At 67.0% G+C, this 16,690-nt stretch carries 14 protein-coding genes; 4 read left to right on the plus strand and 10 right to left on the minus strand.

Annotated elements, in window-relative coordinates; genetic code table 11:
* Positions 1–63: 63 nt before the first annotated feature.
* The 6 genes from ACW6W5_RS01455 to prmA form a co-directional block, all read right to left on the minus strand.
* Entirely contained in the window at positions 64–975 is a 912-nt protein-coding gene (locus ACW6W5_RS01455) for a hypothetical protein (RefSeq protein WP_121040391.1), read from the minus strand.
* On the minus strand, positions 972–1,832 hold the full coding sequence (locus ACW6W5_RS01460) for a hypothetical protein (RefSeq protein ID WP_152150973.1): 861 nt from the start codon (positions 1,830–1,832) through the stop codon (positions 972–974). Before ACW6W5_RS01460 ends, ACW6W5_RS01455 begins: the two co-directional genes overlap by 4 nt.
* Positions 1,833–1,849: 17 nt before the next feature.
* A complete protein-coding gene (gene purH, locus ACW6W5_RS01465; RefSeq protein WP_121040388.1) occupies positions 1,850–3,433 on the minus strand; it encodes a bifunctional phosphoribosylaminoimidazolecarboxamide formyltransferase/IMP cyclohydrolase in 1,584 nt (527 codons plus the stop codon).
* A 141-nt stretch (positions 3,434–3,574) separates the two neighbouring features.
* Positions 3,575–3,850 carry a DNA-binding transcriptional regulator Fis gene (gene fis, locus ACW6W5_RS01470; RefSeq protein WP_038685853.1) on the minus strand — a complete coding sequence of 92 codons (276 nt, stop codon included), beginning with the start codon at positions 3,848–3,850 and terminating at the stop codon, positions 3,575–3,577.
* Positions 3,851–3,964: 114 nt separating this feature from the next.
* Positions 3,965–4,864 carry a DUF3426 domain-containing protein gene (locus tag ACW6W5_RS01475; RefSeq protein WP_152150975.1) on the minus strand — a complete coding sequence of 300 codons (900 nt, stop codon included), beginning with the start codon at positions 4,862–4,864 and terminating at the stop codon, positions 3,965–3,967.
* A 30-nt stretch (positions 4,865–4,894) separates the two neighbouring features.
* Positions 4,895–5,815, minus strand: coding sequence for a 50S ribosomal protein L11 methyltransferase (prmA, locus tag ACW6W5_RS01480; RefSeq protein ID WP_152150977.1), 921 nt, complete (start codon positions 5,813–5,815; stop codon positions 4,895–4,897).
* Positions 5,816–6,002: 187 nt separating this feature from the next.
* On the opposite strand from prmA, the gene ACW6W5_RS01485 reads away from it, so the two are divergent.
* Entirely contained in the window at positions 6,003–6,965 is a 963-nt protein-coding gene (locus ACW6W5_RS01485; protein WP_121040383.1) for a hypothetical protein, read from the plus strand.
* Complete coding sequence (locus tag ACW6W5_RS01490) at positions 6,962–7,336, plus strand: hypothetical protein (protein ID WP_152150979.1); 375 nt, start codon at positions 6,962–6,964, stop codon at positions 7,334–7,336. The genes ACW6W5_RS01485 and ACW6W5_RS01490 overlap by 4 nt, the downstream gene beginning before the upstream one ends.
* A 178-nt stretch (positions 7,337–7,514) precedes the next feature.
* Here the strand turns inward: ACW6W5_RS01490 and accC are convergent, their stop codons facing one another.
* The 4 genes from accC to aroQ are packed head-to-tail and all read right to left on the minus strand — an operon-like array spanning position 7,515 to position 10,307.
* Positions 7,515–8,882 carry an acetyl-CoA carboxylase biotin carboxylase subunit gene (gene accC, locus ACW6W5_RS01495; protein ID WP_121040379.1) on the minus strand — a complete coding sequence of 456 codons (1,368 nt, stop codon included), beginning with the start codon at positions 8,880–8,882 and terminating at the stop codon, positions 7,515–7,517.
* Positions 8,883–8,892: 10 nt separating this feature from the next.
* Complete coding sequence (gene accB, locus ACW6W5_RS01500) at positions 8,893–9,381, minus strand: acetyl-CoA carboxylase biotin carboxyl carrier protein (protein WP_121040377.1); 489 nt, start codon at positions 9,379–9,381, stop codon at positions 8,893–8,895.
* Between the two features lie 54 nt (positions 9,382–9,435).
* Entirely contained in the window at positions 9,436–9,858 is a 423-nt protein-coding gene (locus tag ACW6W5_RS01505) for a lysozyme inhibitor LprI family protein (RefSeq protein WP_152150981.1), read from the minus strand.
* A complete protein-coding gene (gene aroQ, locus ACW6W5_RS01510) occupies positions 9,858–10,307 on the minus strand; it encodes a type II 3-dehydroquinate dehydratase (RefSeq protein WP_152150983.1) in 450 nt (149 codons plus the stop codon). Before aroQ ends, ACW6W5_RS01505 begins: the two co-directional genes overlap by 1 nt.
* Positions 10,308–10,799: 492 nt before the next feature.
* Between aroQ and ACW6W5_RS01515 the strand changes: the two genes are divergently transcribed.
* Together ACW6W5_RS01515 and ACW6W5_RS01520 are read left to right on the plus strand one after the other, a co-directional pair.
* Positions 10,800–13,667 carry a beta strand repeat-containing protein gene (locus ACW6W5_RS01515; protein WP_226956567.1) on the plus strand — a complete coding sequence of 956 codons (2,868 nt, stop codon included), beginning with the start codon at positions 10,800–10,802 and terminating at the stop codon, positions 13,665–13,667.
* A complete protein-coding gene (locus tag ACW6W5_RS01520) occupies positions 13,664–16,630 on the plus strand; it encodes an autotransporter domain-containing protein (RefSeq protein WP_152150985.1) in 2,967 nt (988 codons plus the stop codon). Before ACW6W5_RS01515 ends, ACW6W5_RS01520 begins: the two co-directional genes overlap by 4 nt.
* Positions 16,631–16,690 lie beyond the last annotated feature (60 nt).

The following is a 16,690-nucleotide window of genomic DNA, read 5'->3' on the forward strand; positions in this document are numbered from 1 at the left end:
GATTTTACGCGGTGCGGGCGGCGGGTGCATTCGGGCGGTCGGTCGCCGTGGCAACCCACGGCCTCAGCTGTCGGCGCAGCCGTCGCGCTGGAGGTCTTCCGGCACCGGATACGCGCGCTGCCGGGCATCGAAGATGAGGTGGTAGAACTCGGTCGCCGGGCCCGTGCAGTCGTGGCCGCTGGCACGCACCGTCAGCGGCCAGTAGCCATCCACGGCGTTGCTGTCGCCCACCGTCGTGCTGAAATCGACCGCGAACACGCCCTTGCCGCAGTCGGCCGGATTGCCGTCACAGCCGTGCAGGGCGAGATTGTCGAGGTGATCGCGGTACTGGGCGACATCGCGCAGGCGATGGTTGTGCTCGGCGATGTAACTGCGCCAGGCGCGCCGATGGCCGCGCCGGTGTTCCTCATGGGTGATGAGGAAGGCACGGCGTTGCGGGCCGAGCTGCGCGATCTGGACCGTACCCGGTGCGCCGTGGCGCCCGTATGGGCCCTGCAGGCGCTGGGCCATTACCAGCAGCGGATCCTTGGCCGGCAGTGGGGCGAACATGCCGCCGCGGTTGGCCTCTTCGTCGTCCTTGCCCACGCGCAGCACATACAGATCGACCCGGCCCGGCTCGACCGTGGCTGCGTCGTCCAGGGTCTGGCACACCGCCAGCAGGGTCTGCTCATGATCGTCGGCCGTGACCGTGTCACGCGCGCACACGCTGCGGGTGACCGGGCGCAGCGCCTCGACCTCGGTGTCTTCCCACGCATCCTTCCACGGCGCATCCAGGCCGGCCTTGTCGCCATAGCGCGTGCGAAGGAAGGCCAGCAGGCGCTGGGTGTGATCGCCCCTGACCCGGACGATGTCTTCCGGCTGCGGCGTCGTATTGAGCACACGCTGTGGTTTGGCGGGTTCGGAAGACGCAGGTGTGCGCTCGCAACCGGCCAGCAGCGCGAGCGCCACACCTGCCAGTGCCCACGAACGGATCACTCGCACCCTTCGCGCTGGAGCGCCTCGGGGAACGCATACGTCCACGCTTTCGGGTCCAGGGTGAAGCGATGTTCGCGCCGCACCGGCTGCCCGCCACACCCCAGGCCGGTCTCTTCGATCACCAGCGGCCACTGTCGCGCCGCCGGATCGCGGCTGTCGAAGGACAAGGTAAAATCGAGGTTGAACAGCCGCGCCTGGCACTCCGGTTCCGCATCGGCATCGTCGCAGTCGTAGGCCGCGTTGTTGTCGATATGGCTGCGCACCCCACCGGCCTCCACCAGCCCATTCGGGCCAGGCACCACCAGCGTCTGCGTGATCAGCGAATAGCCCTGGCCGAACCAGCCATGCTCGATGCGGAAACCGTAGAAGTCGCTGCCGGCGCGGAGAATCTGCACCGTGCCGGGTTCACCCTGGCTGCCGAAGTTCTGCCCGGTCAGCTCGGCGGCCACGGCAAAGCGGTCCGCCTCGGGGCGCAGCACGAAGAAGTCGATCGCGCCCGGATCCGGGTGGGCATTCTCGAGGGGTGAGCCGCAGACAGCCAACAGCTGCTGCCAGCTGTCGCCGGTCACCACCGGTTGCTCGGCACACACATGCCAATCGGTGAGGCGGGTGTCGCCGTCCTGGGTCCAGCTGCCACGCCATGTCCCTGAGAGCCTGGCGGCCTTGCCGTAGCGCTCGGTCAGGAAGGCCTGCAGGCGCTCCGTGCGGCTGACGTGGGCGTGCGGGGCGGCTTTCGCCGCGGCCGCATCGGGCACTGCCTGCGGCGGTGCGGGTTCACTGGCCGGCGTACAGCCAGCCAACCCTGCAGCAGTGGCGATCACCACCGCTGCAAGGCGGTGGCGTTGCCGTGGAGACATCCGTGTCGATCCGGGCATCAGTGGCGGAAGTGACGCACGCCGGTGAACACCATCGCCAGGCCATGTTCGTCGGCCGCGGCGATCACTTCGTTGTCGCGCATCGAGCCACCCGGCTGGATCACCGCCTTGATGCCGGCCGCAGCGGCGGCGTCGATGCCGTCGCGGAACGGGAAGAACGCATCGGAGGCCATCACCGAGCCTTCCACCACCAGGTTCGCATCGGCGGCCTTGATGCCCGCGATGCGCGCCGAGTAGACGCGGCTCATCTGGCCGGCGCCGACACCGATGGTGCGGTTGTCCTTGGCGTAGACGATGGCGTTGGATTTGACGAACTTGGCCACCTTCCAGGCGAACAGCAGATCGGCGAACTGCTTGTCGGTCGGCGCCAGCTTGCTCACCACGGTCAGTTCGTCGCGGCTCATGCCGCGGTTGTCGGCGCTCTGCATCAGCAGGCCCGAACCGATCCGCTTGGTGTCGTAGTTGTTGCGCCCGTCGCCGTGCGGAATACGCAGCACACGCACGTTGGCCTTCTTCGTGGCGTATTCCAACGCCGCCGGCTCGTAATCCGGGGCGATCAATACTTCAACGAACTGGCGGTCCAGGATCACCTGCGTGGTGGCCAGGTCCAGCGGCTGGTTGAAGGCGATGATGCCGCCGAAGGCGCTGGTCGGGTCGGTCGCGTAGGCCAGCTCGTAGGCATCGCCGTTGCCGGCACCCACGGCGACGCCGCACGGGTTGGCGTGCTTGACGATCACGCAGGCCGGCACGTCGAACTGACGCACGCATTCCCACGCCGCATCGGCATCGGCCAGGTTGTTGTAGCTCAGTTCCTTGCCCTGCAGCTGCTGGAACGTGGCCAGCGTGCCCGGCACCGGGTACAGGTCGCGATAGAACGCGCCGCTCTGGTGCGGGTTCTCGCCGTAGCGCAGGTCCATCACCTTCACGAAGTTCGAATTCATCTGCGCCGGGAATTCCGCACGCACCGGCACGGCGGTGTCGGTGGTGGTCACGGCAGAAAGGTAATTGCTGATCGCCGCGTCGTACTGGGCCACGCGGTTGAATGCGGCCACCGAGAAGGCGAAGCGCTTGGCCGCCGAGAGCTTGCCGTCGTTGGCGTCCAGTTCGGCCAGCAGTTCGGCGTACTGCGACGGATCGGTCGCCACCGCCACGCGGGCGAAGTTCTTGGCGGCCGAACGCAACATCGCCGGGCCACCGATGTCGATGTTCTCCACGGCATCTTCAAGCGCGCAGTCCGCCTTGGCGGTGACCGCCTCGAACGGATACAGGTTCAGCACCAGCAGATCGATCGCGCCGATGCCGTGTTCGGCCATCACCGCGTCATCCAGCCCGGCACGGCCGAGCAGGCCGCCGTGCACCATCGGGTGCAGGGTCTTGACCCGGCCATCCATCATTTCCGGGAAGCCGGTGACATCGGCAACGTCCTTCACTGCCAGGCCGGCCTCGCGGATCGCCTTGGCGGTACCGCCGGTGGAGAGCAGCTCCACGTTGCGCGCCGCCAGGGCGCGGGCCAGGTCGATCAGACCGGTTTTGTCGGAAACGGACAGCAGGGCCCGGCGCACGGGCAGCAGATCGGAACTCATGGGGGCAGGAGATCGAAGCGGAGCGGGGGCATATTGTAAGGCCAGTGGCGCTGGCATGGCCCCAGAAACGACGAAGGCCGGCACCGAGCGCTGCTCGATCCGGCCTTCTCCCGCCAGGCACTACGCGCCTGCCCACCGGCATCAGGTGGCGATGCCGTATTCCTTCAGCTTCTTGCGCAGGGTGGCGCGGTGGATGCCCAGCATCGCCGCGGCGCGGCTCTGGTTGCCTTCGCAGTGGTTGAGCACTTCCACGAACAGCGGGATTTCCATTTCGCGCAACACGATCTCGTAGACATCGTCCGCATCGCAGCCATCCAGGTCCCGCAGGTAGCGCCTGACCGACTGGGCCACGTGTTCGCGCAGGGGTGGCTTGGGCGCGCCACGACTGTTGTCAGGACGAGAAAGGACAGCGTTCAAGGAGTTTCCCGGTGCAAGAGCCGGGGCGGACAACAGCCCACGGCGGAAGGGTGATGGGGCCAGTCTAGCGCGTGCGTCGGTCGCCTGCCACGCTCCGGGCCCCCCGGCGACGCCTCAGAGGAACTCAAAGGTGAATGCGACGGTAGACGCGGCAGGCTCGCGCACGCGGAAGGCGATCTGCGCACTTTGCCCCGGTTCCAGCGTAGCGGCCGGGTCCGTGGCGCGGTCCAGATAGTCGGCCGGCGCGAACACATTGGTGCCGATCACACGGCCATCGGCATCGGACAGCGACAGTCGCAGCGACGGCCAGGCCTGGGCCCAGCGTGCGTCGTTGCGGATGCTGGCCTGCACCTGCAACGCGCCGGCCTGGCCCGGAACCGGGCGCACATCGCGGCTGAGCATGCTGAAGGCCGCCGGCTCGCGCCAGGCCGGCAATGAACAGCGCAGCACGCCGCACAGCCCGGCAATCCACGGGCGGGTGCCGGCATCGGCAGCAAGCCGATCGCGGTCGGCCACGGCGATCTGCACCAGCAGCACGGCGGCCAGCCCGGCAACCATGCCCCACTGCCAGCGCGGCGTGCGCAGGCGCGCACCGGGCAGGCGCAGGAAACTCGGCGTGGTGATGGCGTCGGCTGGCGGCGGCGCCGCGGTGGCGCTGCCGCGCGCGTCCTCAGTGAGGGCGTCGGCATCCTCCGGCGGCGCTATCGATGGCGCTGCCGTGTCAGCAGGCGACGTAGCCGCTGACCCGGCGTCGCCCACGGGCGGGCGTTCGGATGGAGGTGGCAGGTCGAGTTCGAACGCCGGTGCCGGGCGCTGCGGCGCGTGCACCGGCTGTGCATCGATCACCTGTTCCACCGCCAACGGCGCGATGCCATCGTCCACGGGCGACGTCGGCATTGCCGACGCCTCATCGTGGGTCACGGAAGGCGGCTCAGCCGGATCGGCCGGCGCCTCCGGCGACGTACGCAGGAACGTGGCGATCGGGCGTCGCGGCGGCATCGGAGGCTCGGACATGGGCACGGGACCGGGCAGGAGTCGGGCTATTCAAGCACGGCGGACGCCGGTGATGCGCATCCAGTCGCCGTCCTGCGCCACCGCCAGCTGTTCGAAGGCCGGGGCATAGCGTTCCAGCAGTTCGCCTTCCTGCCCATGCAGGATGCCCGACAGCGCGATGCGGCCGCCCGGGGCGACGCGCGCGGCCAGCACATCGGCCAGTGCATCCAGTGCCGAGGCGAGGATGTTGGCCACCACCACCGGATACGTTGCCTGCGGCTCGTCGTCCGGCAGATAGACCTGCACGCGCTCCTGCAGGCCGTTGCGCTCGGCGTTGTCACCGGTGGCGAGCACTGCCTGCGGGTCGTTGTCCACGCCGACCGCGCGCGCGGCACCCAGCTTCAGCGCCGCCAGGGCGAGGATGCCCGAGCCGCAGCCGAAATCGAGCACGGTGCTGTCGGCCAGCGCACCCTCGGCGGCCAGGCCGTCCAGCCAGCGCAGGCACAGGGCCGTGGTCGGGTGGGTGCCCGAACCGAACGCCAGACCCGGGTCCAGACGAACCACGGCGGCATCCTCGGCCTGCGCGGCCTCTGGCAGTTCATGGTTCCACGGCACGATCCAGGTGCGCTCACCGAAGGCCATCGGCTGGAACTGGTCGATCCAGGCGCGTTCCCAGTCTTCGTCGGCCACGGCGCGGAAGCTGGCATTGGCCCAGTCCAGGCCGGGGTCGAACGCATCCAGCGCGGCCAACAGGGCCAGCGCATTGGTATCGCCCGGGAACAGCGCGGTCAGCACCAGGTCGTTCCACAGCGGGGTCTCGCCCACGCCCGGCTCCAGGATCGCGCGCTCGTTGCTGGTGTCGGCATCGGCATCGAGCAGGGTCACCGCCAGCGCGCCCACGTCGTCCAGCGCATTCTCATAGCGCGGCTGGGTGGCTTCGGTGCAGTGCAGGGTGAGTTCCAGGAAGGGCATGGGGGCAGGGACCGGCGGAAAACCGTGCATGTTAGACCAGTGCGGGCCGCGGGTCCCGGCGGTACCGCGGGGAGGCCGTCTCGCCGGCCGGTAAGATCGGCCCGACGACCCGTTCAGACAGCGTTGCGGCTGCTTGCTAAACTTGCATTTCTGCTGTCTATCGCTGACACCCTCTGACGTCCTGCCCATGGCGCTCGTGCCCACCCTCAAAACCTGGTTGCTGGTCGTGCCAGCCCTGGCGTTGCTCGGGGTGGTGGGCTACCGCGCGGGCGATCGGGTACTGCATACCGATCAGGCCGCGTCGCATCTGGATGAGCCGCAGGCCGGCAGCGGGCCCACCGCGGTGCCGGCCGAAGCGCGGCAGCTCGCCCGGCGCCTGCTTGGCAGCGAACGTGGCACGGCCGTGGCCTCTGGCCTGCCGCTGGACCTGCGCGCCGATATCGAAGGCGATACCGATCTGTTTGCCTATGCGCAGCGCCTGCAGCTGCAGGCCGCCAACGGCAATGCCGAGGCCGGGTGGATGGTCAGCCGTGTGTACGATTACTGCGCCACGTACGCCATGGATCCGGGGGGCTACCAACTCGACAACGACGTGTTGACCGGGCTGGGCATGAAAGCGTCTGTATCGATGGTGACCGCGCGCCAGCGTGTTTCGCGCCGTTGCGCCGGCTTCGTCAGCAGCGACAATCTGGGCCGGTCCCTGATCATGCGTCAGCGTCTGCAGGCCGCCAAGGCCGGTAACCTGGCGGCCGAGGCATCGCTGTTCGCCGAAGGCCATCCACTGGAAACCGCACCGGACTACCGCCGCGGGCTGGTCGAGCGGGTGATGGAGTCGCGTGATCCGGAAGCCTTCATGGCACTGGCGCCGGGCATGGGGCAGCGTGCCAGTGGCGACAGTGCGATGAGCGGCATGGTGGCCGGCGATCAGTTCAGCGAACTGGCCTGGCGGCTGGCGGCCTGCGAACTGGGCATGGCGTGCGGGTCGGATAGTGTGCTGATGAACAATTTCTGCGCGAACGGAGGGATCTGTTCGCAGGACGGTGGGCAGGACTTTGCCACTTTCGTGTATGACGCCGCGGTATCGCGGCAAGGTGCGGGGAAAATGAACGTGTTGGTCGAAGAGCTGGTCAAGCAGAGGAATGGGCGATGAATTACCGTCGAATCCTGCACGGTGCCAAATTCTGGTTCTGGGTGGCGTTGTTTGTTGCGTACTCGGCCGGGGCGGTGGGTCTGGTGATGATCGACACCTATGACGATCGTTACCGAAGCCTGTCCAAAGTACAGTTGACCTCGGTCAAGGCCGATGCCGAAGTGCGTCGTGCCGGCGCCAGTCAGGTCGCTGCGGTGTATCGCGCGCAGAGTGGCATGCCGTTCGCTTCGCTGCCCAGCGGCAGTACCTTCCAGGTGGTGTGGCCGGATGGGTCCACCGAGACGATGGTGATCGTGGACCCCACCTCGTCGCTGGGCGTGGAGCCGGTGAAGCATTCGCAGGTCACCGCGGCTGGTACCGCCAAGCCGTAAGCGCGCGCCTGTAGCGCCACGCCATGCGTGGCGGCGGTATCAGGCGGCATGTCACGCGTACGCCGACCACGGGTTGGCCCTACCGCGTTGGTGTCCTCTGGCAGCGCGGTTCGCGCAAACAGAAAGGCGGGGAGATCCCCGCCTTTCTGCTGTCCTGCATGCCGCGTGGAAAAACCGATCAGGTCAACGCGATCGACTTGTTCTTGCGTTCGGCCAGGCGCTTTTCCAGGTAGTGGATGTTCTGCCCACCGGCCTGGAAGCCCTTGTCGCGCATGATGCGCTGCTGCAGCGCGACGTTGGTCTTGATGCCGTCCACGACCAGTTCGCTCAGCGCCACGCGCATGCGCGCGATCGCGGTCTCGCGATCCGGGCCGTGCACGATCAGCTTGCCGATCATCGAGTCATAGTTCGGCGGCACGCGGTAACCACTGTAGATGTGGGTATCCACACGCACACCGGGGCCACCCGGCGGATGGAACGCGGTGATCTGGCCCGGGCTCGGCACGAAGGTTTCAGCGTCTTCGGCGTTGATGCGGCACTCGATCGCGTGGCCGGTCAGCACCACGTCGCTCTGCTTGATAGTCAGCTTCTGGCCGGCGGCGATGCGCAGCTGCTCGCAGACCAGGTCGATGCCGGTCACCATCTCCGTCACCGGATGTTCCACCTGCACGCGGGTGTTCATTTCGATGAAGTAGAAGCGGCCGTCTTCGAACAGGAACTCGAAGGTACCCGCGCCGCGGTAGCCGATGCGGATGCAGGCTTCCACGCAGACCTTGCCGATCTCTTCGCGCAGCTCGGCGGTGATGCCCGGTGCCGGCGCTTCTTCCACCACTTTCTGGTGGCGGCGCTGCATGGAGCAGTCGCGTTCACCGAGGTGGATGGCGTTGCCCTGGCCATCGGCAAGTACCTGGATTTCCACGTGACGCGGATTCTCCAGGAACTTCTCCATGTAGACCTGATCGTTGCTGAAAGCGGCCTTGGCTTCGGACTTGGTGGTCTCGATCGCCGCCTTCAACGAGGCTTCGGCATGCACCACGCGCATGCCACGGCCGCCACCGCCACCGGAGGCCTTGATGATGACCGGGTAGCCGATCTCACGGGCGATCTTGGTGTTGGCCACGATGTCGTCGGTCAGCGGGCCGCCCGAGCCGGGCACGCACGGCACGCCGGCCGCCTTCATCGCGCGGATCGCTTCCACCTTGTCGCCCATCAGGCGGATGGTGTCGGCCTTGGGGCCGATGAAGATGAAACCGGATTCTTCCACGCGCTCGGCGAAGTCGGCGTTTTCCGACAGGAAACCGTAGCCCGGGTGGATGGCCTGGGCGTCGGTGACTTCCGCCGCGGCGATCAGGGCCGGGATGTTGAGGTAGCTCTCCGAGGACGGTGCCGGACCGATGCAGACCGACTCGTCGGCCATGGCCACGTGCTTGAGGTTGCGGTCGACCGTGGAATGCACAGCCACCGTGCGGATGCCCAGGGTATGGCACGCGCGCAGGATGCGCAGCGCGATCTCCCCTCGGTTGGCAATAACGACTTTGTCGAGCATGGACTAATCCTTAGCCGATCACGAACAGCGGCTGGTCGAATTCGACCGGCTGGCCGTTTTCGCCCAGGATGGCGACGATGGTGCCGGAAACATCGGCTTCGATCGGGTTGAACATCTTCATCGCTTCGATGATCGCCAGCGTTTCACCGGCCTTGACCGCCTGGCCGACCGACACGAAGGCCGGCTTGTCCGGCGAGGACGACGAATAGAAGGTGCCGACCATCGGTGCGCGCAGCACGTGGCCATCGGGCAGGGCGTTGCCGGCCTTGGCGGTGCCACCGGTGGAGGCTTCGGTCGGCGACTGCATCGGCATCGCCGGTGCGGCAGCCTGGGCCGGTGCCGGGGCCATCATCATCTGCGGCTGGGCCTGCACCATGCCGTAGCCGGAGACGGGCGCGCGCGACAGACGCACGGACTCTTCGCCTTCCTTGATTTCGATTTCGGCGAGGTTCGACTCTTCCAGCAGGTCGATCAGTTTCTTGATTTTGCGGAGATCCATAGGGGCCTCTTTGGCTCGTGGTGTCAGTGTGGTGGGAAGCGCGGTGCGCTCGGGTCAAAGCAATTCGTAGAAATCGCGCAGCTGCCGCGTACGGTCGCGCGCGAGGGTGGTCAGGCAGTGCATCTGCGCGCCATTGCGCGAGGTGCCATCGGCGTTGAAGGCGTAGACCGCGTCGCAATCGTGGTCGCGCAGCTGCATCCACGCGCGCTGGGCCAGGATCAGCTGCTTTTCCGCATCGGCGCAGTGCGTGCAGGCGCCTTCGGCCGCCTGGCTGCGCAACTGCTGCCGCGCCTGGGCGTACACCGCGTTCAATTCGGTATCGGCGGCGCTGGCCACATCCGAGGCGCACAGATCCGATTCCATGGTGCCGCTGGGCCGCGCACAGTCGATGCCTTCCGCGCTGCGATCCGCGGCGATGGCGCCGCCACACAGGCAGCCCCACAGCGCGACGCTGGCCAGGACACGCGGCAGCGTCATCACGCCGAAGCAGCCGCCAACCGGGTCAGCGCCGCATCCATCGCGTAGCGATAGCTGTCCGCCCCGAACCCACAGATCACCCCTACCGCCTTGTCGCTGAAATAGCTGTGCTGGCGGAAGGGCTCGCGCGTATGCGGGTTGGACAGGTGGATCTCGATGAACGGCACGTCCACCGCGGCCAGCGCATCGCGCAGGGCGACCGAGGTATGGGTGAACGCGGCCGGGTTGATCAGGATGAAGGCGGTGCCGTCATCGCGGGCGGCTTGCACCCGATCCACCAGCACGTGCTCGGCGTTGGACTGCAGGCTCTCCACGGCATGGCCGGCGGCCTGCGCCTGGGCCAGCAGGGCCTGGTCGATCTGCGCCAGCGTGGTGTGCCCATAGACCCCCGGCTCGCGCGTGCCGAGCAGGTTGAGGTTGGGGCCATGCAGGACCAGCAGTTTCGCCATGGGTGCCGAACGACAGGAAAGGGCGGAGTCTGGCGGAACTGGTGGATCGTGTCCAGTTCGACGAAGTTACGCGAGTTTCAAGCGGATGTTTGAAAGTTGTGCGGGACCGTTGCGGTTGCACGGTGTCCGCAGCCTGCGCGGCCTCGGGCGCCGCTGCGCAGACACGTGGGGCTGGTTAGCCACGCATTCCCCCAGACAGCATCGGCACGACGCTACAGGTTCAGGCAACGTGGCCGATATCTCCGCATGGCGCGCAAAGCGCGTGCCCGATCGGCCGGTGGGATGGCCGGCTCGGCGACCGCTGTGTAGTTCGTGGCGGTCACGGGTGGAACAAAGATTGCAGCGCGTGACCTGCCTGGAAGGAACCGGGCAGCGGTAGGGGAAGGATCACAACTATCCAGGCGGGCAATCGCTCTTGGGGGACTCCCGGGGCGGTTGTGCTGTTTTCGGCCTTTCCGCGGAAAGGCACTACAAGGCAACAAGGGGTGTCGTGTGTCGTTGATCGTGTCTGCCTGCCGGGCCGCTGGTGTGTGTCCCAAATCCCAACAGCGCCGCACTCTGCGTCGCTTCACCCTGTTCGCCGCAGCGTTCTGCGGCCTTGCCGTAACCGCGCCTGCGATGGCGGCGCTGTCCAGTGGCTGCCAGGCGATTCAAAACTACTGGGGGAACGGCATCACGGTCAGCGGCGGTATTGACGATTATCAAGCGGACTATCAGGTCGCCCAAGGCGAGCGAATCCACTACACAGTGACGTCCTCGGGCAGTACCAATGCGACCGCTGGAGCGGGAGGCGGTGGCTTCACCCTATGGCAGGGAAACAATGTTACCGACGTGGGCGAAAACTACGCGGCGCAGAACAATGAGTTGAATCTCAACGCCACGCACACCGTGCCAGCCGATTTCAGCGACTACCAGGTGTACCTGTGGTCGGGCACGGGCGGCGGCACTTTCACCGCAACGGTGACCTGCCAGGCGCCGGCACCCCCGACCATCAGCGACGCACGCATCAGCATCAGTGGCGGGACCGGTACCGGCGGCGCATACAAGATCGGCGATATCCTCACCGCGACGTGGAACAACAGCGCGAGCGGCGACAACAATGCCGGCGTGAGCGCGGTGACCGTCGACTTCAGCCAGTTCGGGGGTGGTTCGGCCGTCGCGGCCATCAACAGCGCCGGCATCTGGACGGCGACGTACACCCTCACGGCCGGTTTCATCGACGCCGCCAACCGCAACGTCAGCGTGACCGCGAGCAATGGCGGTGGCAGCACCACCCGTGCGGACACCACCAATGCCACGGTGGATACCATCGCCCCGACGTTGGCCAATGCAAACATCAACATCAGCGGTGCATCGGGAACTGGTGGTGCCTACAAACTCGGCGACACCGTCACTGCCGTCTGGAACAACACGGCGGGTGGGGATAACAACAGCGATACGATCAGCGCAGTCAGCGTGAACTTCAGCCAGTTCGGTGGCGGCGCCGCTGTCACCGCCGTCAACAGCAGCGGCGTCTGGACGGCAACCTATACGATCGTCGGTGGCGCCATCAATGGGGTCGGCAACCGCAACGTCACCTTGACCGCGACGGACAATGCCGGCAACACCACCACCACGGCCGATACCAGCAACGCGACGGTCGACAATCGCATTGCTTCGGTCAACAGCATCGCGCCGGTGGGATCGCCCGCCGCAAGCGACGCGGCGATGGCATTCACGGTGACCTTCGATGAGACGGTGTCGAATGTGTCCACGGACGATTTCACACTCGTCGGCACGGGCAGTGCCAGCGGCAGTATCGTGAGTGTGTCGGCGAGTTCCGGGACGTCGGTCAACGTCAACGTTGGCAGCATCGCGGGTTCGGGGACGCTCAAGGTCAATCTCAATGGCGCGACGGACATTGCCGATGCCGCGGGCAACACCGGTGTTGCGCCTTACCTGTCCGGTGTGACCCACACCGTGGCGATGCCTGTCGCTCCCGGCGCGCCGGTCATCGGCGCAGCAACGCCTGGCGATGCCCAGGTATCCGTGGCATTCACCGCGCCGGCCGATAATGGCGGCTCGGCGATCACCGGCTATCTGGTGACCGCCAGCCCTGGCGGTGCCACCGCAGGTGGCAACGGATTCACCACGTCACCCATCGTGGTCACAGGCCTCACCAACGGCACCGCCTATACGTTCGACGTGAAGGCAATCAACGCAACCGGCACTGGCGCAGCCTCCGGCGCGACCAGCGCGGTGACCCCGAAGGGCAACCAGTCCATCACGTTCGGCAATCCGGGCACTCAGACCATGGGCACGTCGCCAGCGCTCTCGGCGACGGCAACCTCGGGACTCGTTCCTGTGTTCAGTTCGTCCACTGGTGGGGTGTGCACCGTCAGCTCGGGCGGCACACTGACCTTCGTCAGTGCCGGCGTGTGCACGATCGACGCCGATCAGGCGGGTAGTCCCGCATGGAATGCGGCTACCACGGTGACGCAGACCTTCACCGTCAATGCGGTGGTGCCAGGTACGCCGACCATCGGCACGGCCACCGCCGGCAACACCCAGGCCACGGTCACGTTCACGTCACCGTCCTTTACGGGTGGCAGCGCCATCACCGTGTACACGGTGACAGCCAACCCGGGCGGGGTCATTGCGACCGGCGCCGGTTCACCAGTCACGGTGACCGGCTTGACCAACGGCGTGGCGTACACCTTCACCGTCACCGCGAGCAACGCAGCGGGAACAGGTGACGTATCGGCGGCGTCCAACAGTGTGATGCCTGCAGCGCCGCAGACCATCACCTTCAACAACCCCGGCACGCAGAACTTCGGCACCACGCCGACCCTGACCGCCACCTCCAGCGCCGGTGCCGGCTATACGGTCAGCTTCGGATCCGCCACCTCCGGAGTGTGTACGATCACGACCGGCGGCGCGCTGACGTTCCTTTCCGCAGGCACCTGCACCATCAACGCCGACCAGGGCGGCGATGGCAGCTACCTGGCCGCACCCCAGGCAAGCCAGTCATTCACTGTCGCTCCGGTGGCGCCGGGCGCCCCTCCCGCTCCGTCGGCCACTGCCGGTGATACCCAGGTCAGCATCGCGTTCGTGCCGCCTGTGTTCACCGGCGGCGCCAGCATCACCGGCTACACGGTCACCGTCAGTCCGGCCGACGTCGCCCCTGTGAATGGAGCGAGCTCGCCAATGGTGGTTACCGGGTTGACCAACGGGGTCGCGTATACCTTTACGGTCACGGCAGACAATGCCGCCGGCGCGAGCCCGTCCTCGACGGCGTCCAGCGCGGTAACCCCCAAGGCCGCGCAGCTCATCACGTTCAACAACCCGGAACGCAGAACTTCGGCACAACGCCGGCCTTGACCGCCACGGCGGATTCCGGACTGACCCCGACGTTCACTTCGTCCACCACCGGGGTGTGCACGATCACTACCGGCGGCACGCTGACCTTCGTGGGTGCAGGTACCTGCACCCTGCATGCCGACCAGGCCGGCAACGGCAGCTATCTGCCGGCGGCCCAGGTCACCCGAACGTTTACGGTCAATGCAGTTGTCCCCTCCGCGCCGGACATCGGCACCGCGACGGTCATCGGCGCCGGCCAGGTAAGCGTGACATTCACCGCACCCGGCAACGCTGGAGGCGCGCCGGTCAGTGGATACACCGCCACCGCGATGCCTGGCGGTGCCACCGTCGCGGGGAGCGGCTCGCCGCTGAGTTTCAACGGCCTGACGCCGGGTGTCACTTACACCTTCACGGTGACCGCCACCAACGGCGCCGGTACGGGTTCGGCTTCAGCGGCCTCCAATGCAGTCACGCCGGCACCTGCCCTGGTTGCCGGTCCCGCCACGGCCACCGTCGCCTACGGTGCGGCGGCAACCACGATCACGCTGCCGATCACAGGTACACCGACCGCTGTAGCGGTGGTCACCGCCCCCAGCCATGGCACGGCGACGGTCAACGGCATGGATATCGAGTACGTGCCGGCCATGGGCTATGCAGGTCCGGACAGCTTCACCTACCGCGCCAGCGATGCCTACACCACCTCCGCAGCAGCTGCGGTAGATATCACGGTGTCCGCACCGACGCTGGCGCTGGATCCTGCTTCGCTGGCGTCGACCACGGCCAGCAATGCCTACCGTCACGTTCTGTCGGCCAGCGGCGGTACCGGTCCCTACGTTTATGCGGTCTCCGGTGGCGCGTTGCCGGCCGGCGTGCAGTTGTCGCCCGGCGGCGAACTGTCCGGTATCCCCAACAAAGCAGGCTCCTTCAGCTTCACGGTGTTGGTGACGGACAGCAGCATCGGCACGGGGCCGTTCACCGCGAGCCGCAGCTACACCCTCGTGGTGGATGCGCCGACCCTGGTGCTTGACCAGCCGCAGCTGCCGCCCGCCGATGGCGGGCAGGACTATCGCCAGCGCCTGACCGCCAGTGGCGGGACAGCGCCCTACCGCTTTGCGCTGCGGTCCGGCAGCCTGCCGCCAGGGCTGCTGCTCGCCGAATCCGGGGACATCTCCGGTGAAGCTACGTCCGCCGGTACCTTCGATTTCGACGTGGAGGTGACCGACGCCAATGGCTTCAGCGGTCAGCGGAGTTACCGGTTCGTGGTGGCGGCGGCCGTACAGACCATCACCGGCTTCACCGCAACACCGGCAGATCCCGTCTACAGCGTGGGCGGCAGCTTCCGTGTCGCCGCCACCGGCGGTGACTCCGGCAATCCCATTGTGTTTGCCAGCACAACCCCTTCGGTGTGCGCTGTGCAGAGCGACACCGTGACGATGGTATCGGCCGGTCGCTGCGTGTTGACCGCCAATCAGGCCGGCGACGCATTGCGTGCCGCCGCAACGCAGCTGCAGCTGGAGGTGAACATCGGCATGGCCACCCCGGAGATCACCTGGCAGGACGATCTGAGCAAGGTGTATGGCGAATCGGACTTCGAGCTGGCCCTGCCGCAGAGCACCAGCCCCGGCGCGTTCACCTTCAGCAGCTCCAACATGGCCGTCGCCACGGTCAATGGCCGCAGGGTGACCGTGGTGGGTGAGGGCAGTGCGGTGCTGACCGCAGCACAGGCGGCAAGCGGCAGTTACGCAGCAGCGTCGATCGAGGTCCGGCTGGTCGTGGCGGCGCGCCCTGATCCGACCGCCGATGCGCAGGTTGTCGGCACCTTGCAGGCGCAGGCCGATGCCAGCATCCGCTTTGCCCAAGTGCAGCAGGGCAACATCCGCGACCGCCTGCGCCAGGTGCGGGTCGGCAGCAATGCCTCCAGCTTCAACGTCGCCCTGGCCTACGCAGGCGGCCTTGGTGTGCCGGGTATCTCGGTACCGCTGAACAGAGCGGCCGACAGCATGGTCAACGGTCTTCCGCGCCTGCCCGAGGGCTGGGGTGCGTGGGCAGCCGGTACGGCGACCTTCGGCAAGGCCGGGCGCGGCAGCGGCGGGTTCGACTTCAACACCGGCGGCATCACGGTGGGTGCGGATCGGGCCATTGGCGAGAACGTGCTGCTGGGACTTGCCGGCAGCTGGGGGCGTCAGGACAACGACTTCAACAACAGCCCGTCCAGCACCGATGCGGACCAGCGCTCGCTGGCCGTCTACGGCCTGTGGCGCGCGGGCCAGCACGTGTTCTTCGACGGCATGCTGGCCAGCGGCCGGCTGGATTTCGATGTGAATCGCTGGAATGAGGTGGTCGGCGCGTCGGCGCACGGCTCGCGCAAGGGTGACCAGTGGTTCGGCTCACTTACCTTTGGTTACGAGCATCGCAGTGCCCGCGGCACCACGCTGACCAGCTATGGCCGCTACGATGGGCACCGCGCGAGACTGGATGGCTATCGCGAGCATGGTCTGGATGCATTCGATCTGACCTACGGTCGTCAGGACATCGACAACAGCAGTGTCGCGCTGGGCATCGAGGGCAACCATGCCTTCCAGGGCGAGCGCGTCAGCTGGCGTCCGCATTGGAACGTGGAGTATCGCAAGGCGCTGGAGAACCGCAGCGACGCCACGATGAACTATGTGCAGCGCCCGAACGCGAGCGATTACGTCCTGGCGATGCGCAGCTACAACGACGATGCCTTGTCCATCGGGGCTGGCGTGGACCTGCAGCTGGACAGCGGCTGGATGTTCTCGCTGCTGCTCGGTCACGAGCAGGGTCGCAACAGCCTGCGCAGCAACAGCATCGGCGTGCAGGTGCGGTTTGGCGGGCAGGGCGGCGGCGGAGTGTCGCAGGTGGATGCCGATGGCAGGGGGGCGCGTGAGTGCGCGCAACAGCGTCATCGCGACGCCACCTCGCGTTGTGGCGATCCACTGGCTGGGGTGCGCGGCGAGCGCTGATGCTTCGAGCGCTTCATCGCTTCCGGTCCACACCCGGAAGCGATGGGCGTCAGGTTCGCG

The organism is Stenotrophomonas sp. IS26 (assembly GCF_054188265.1).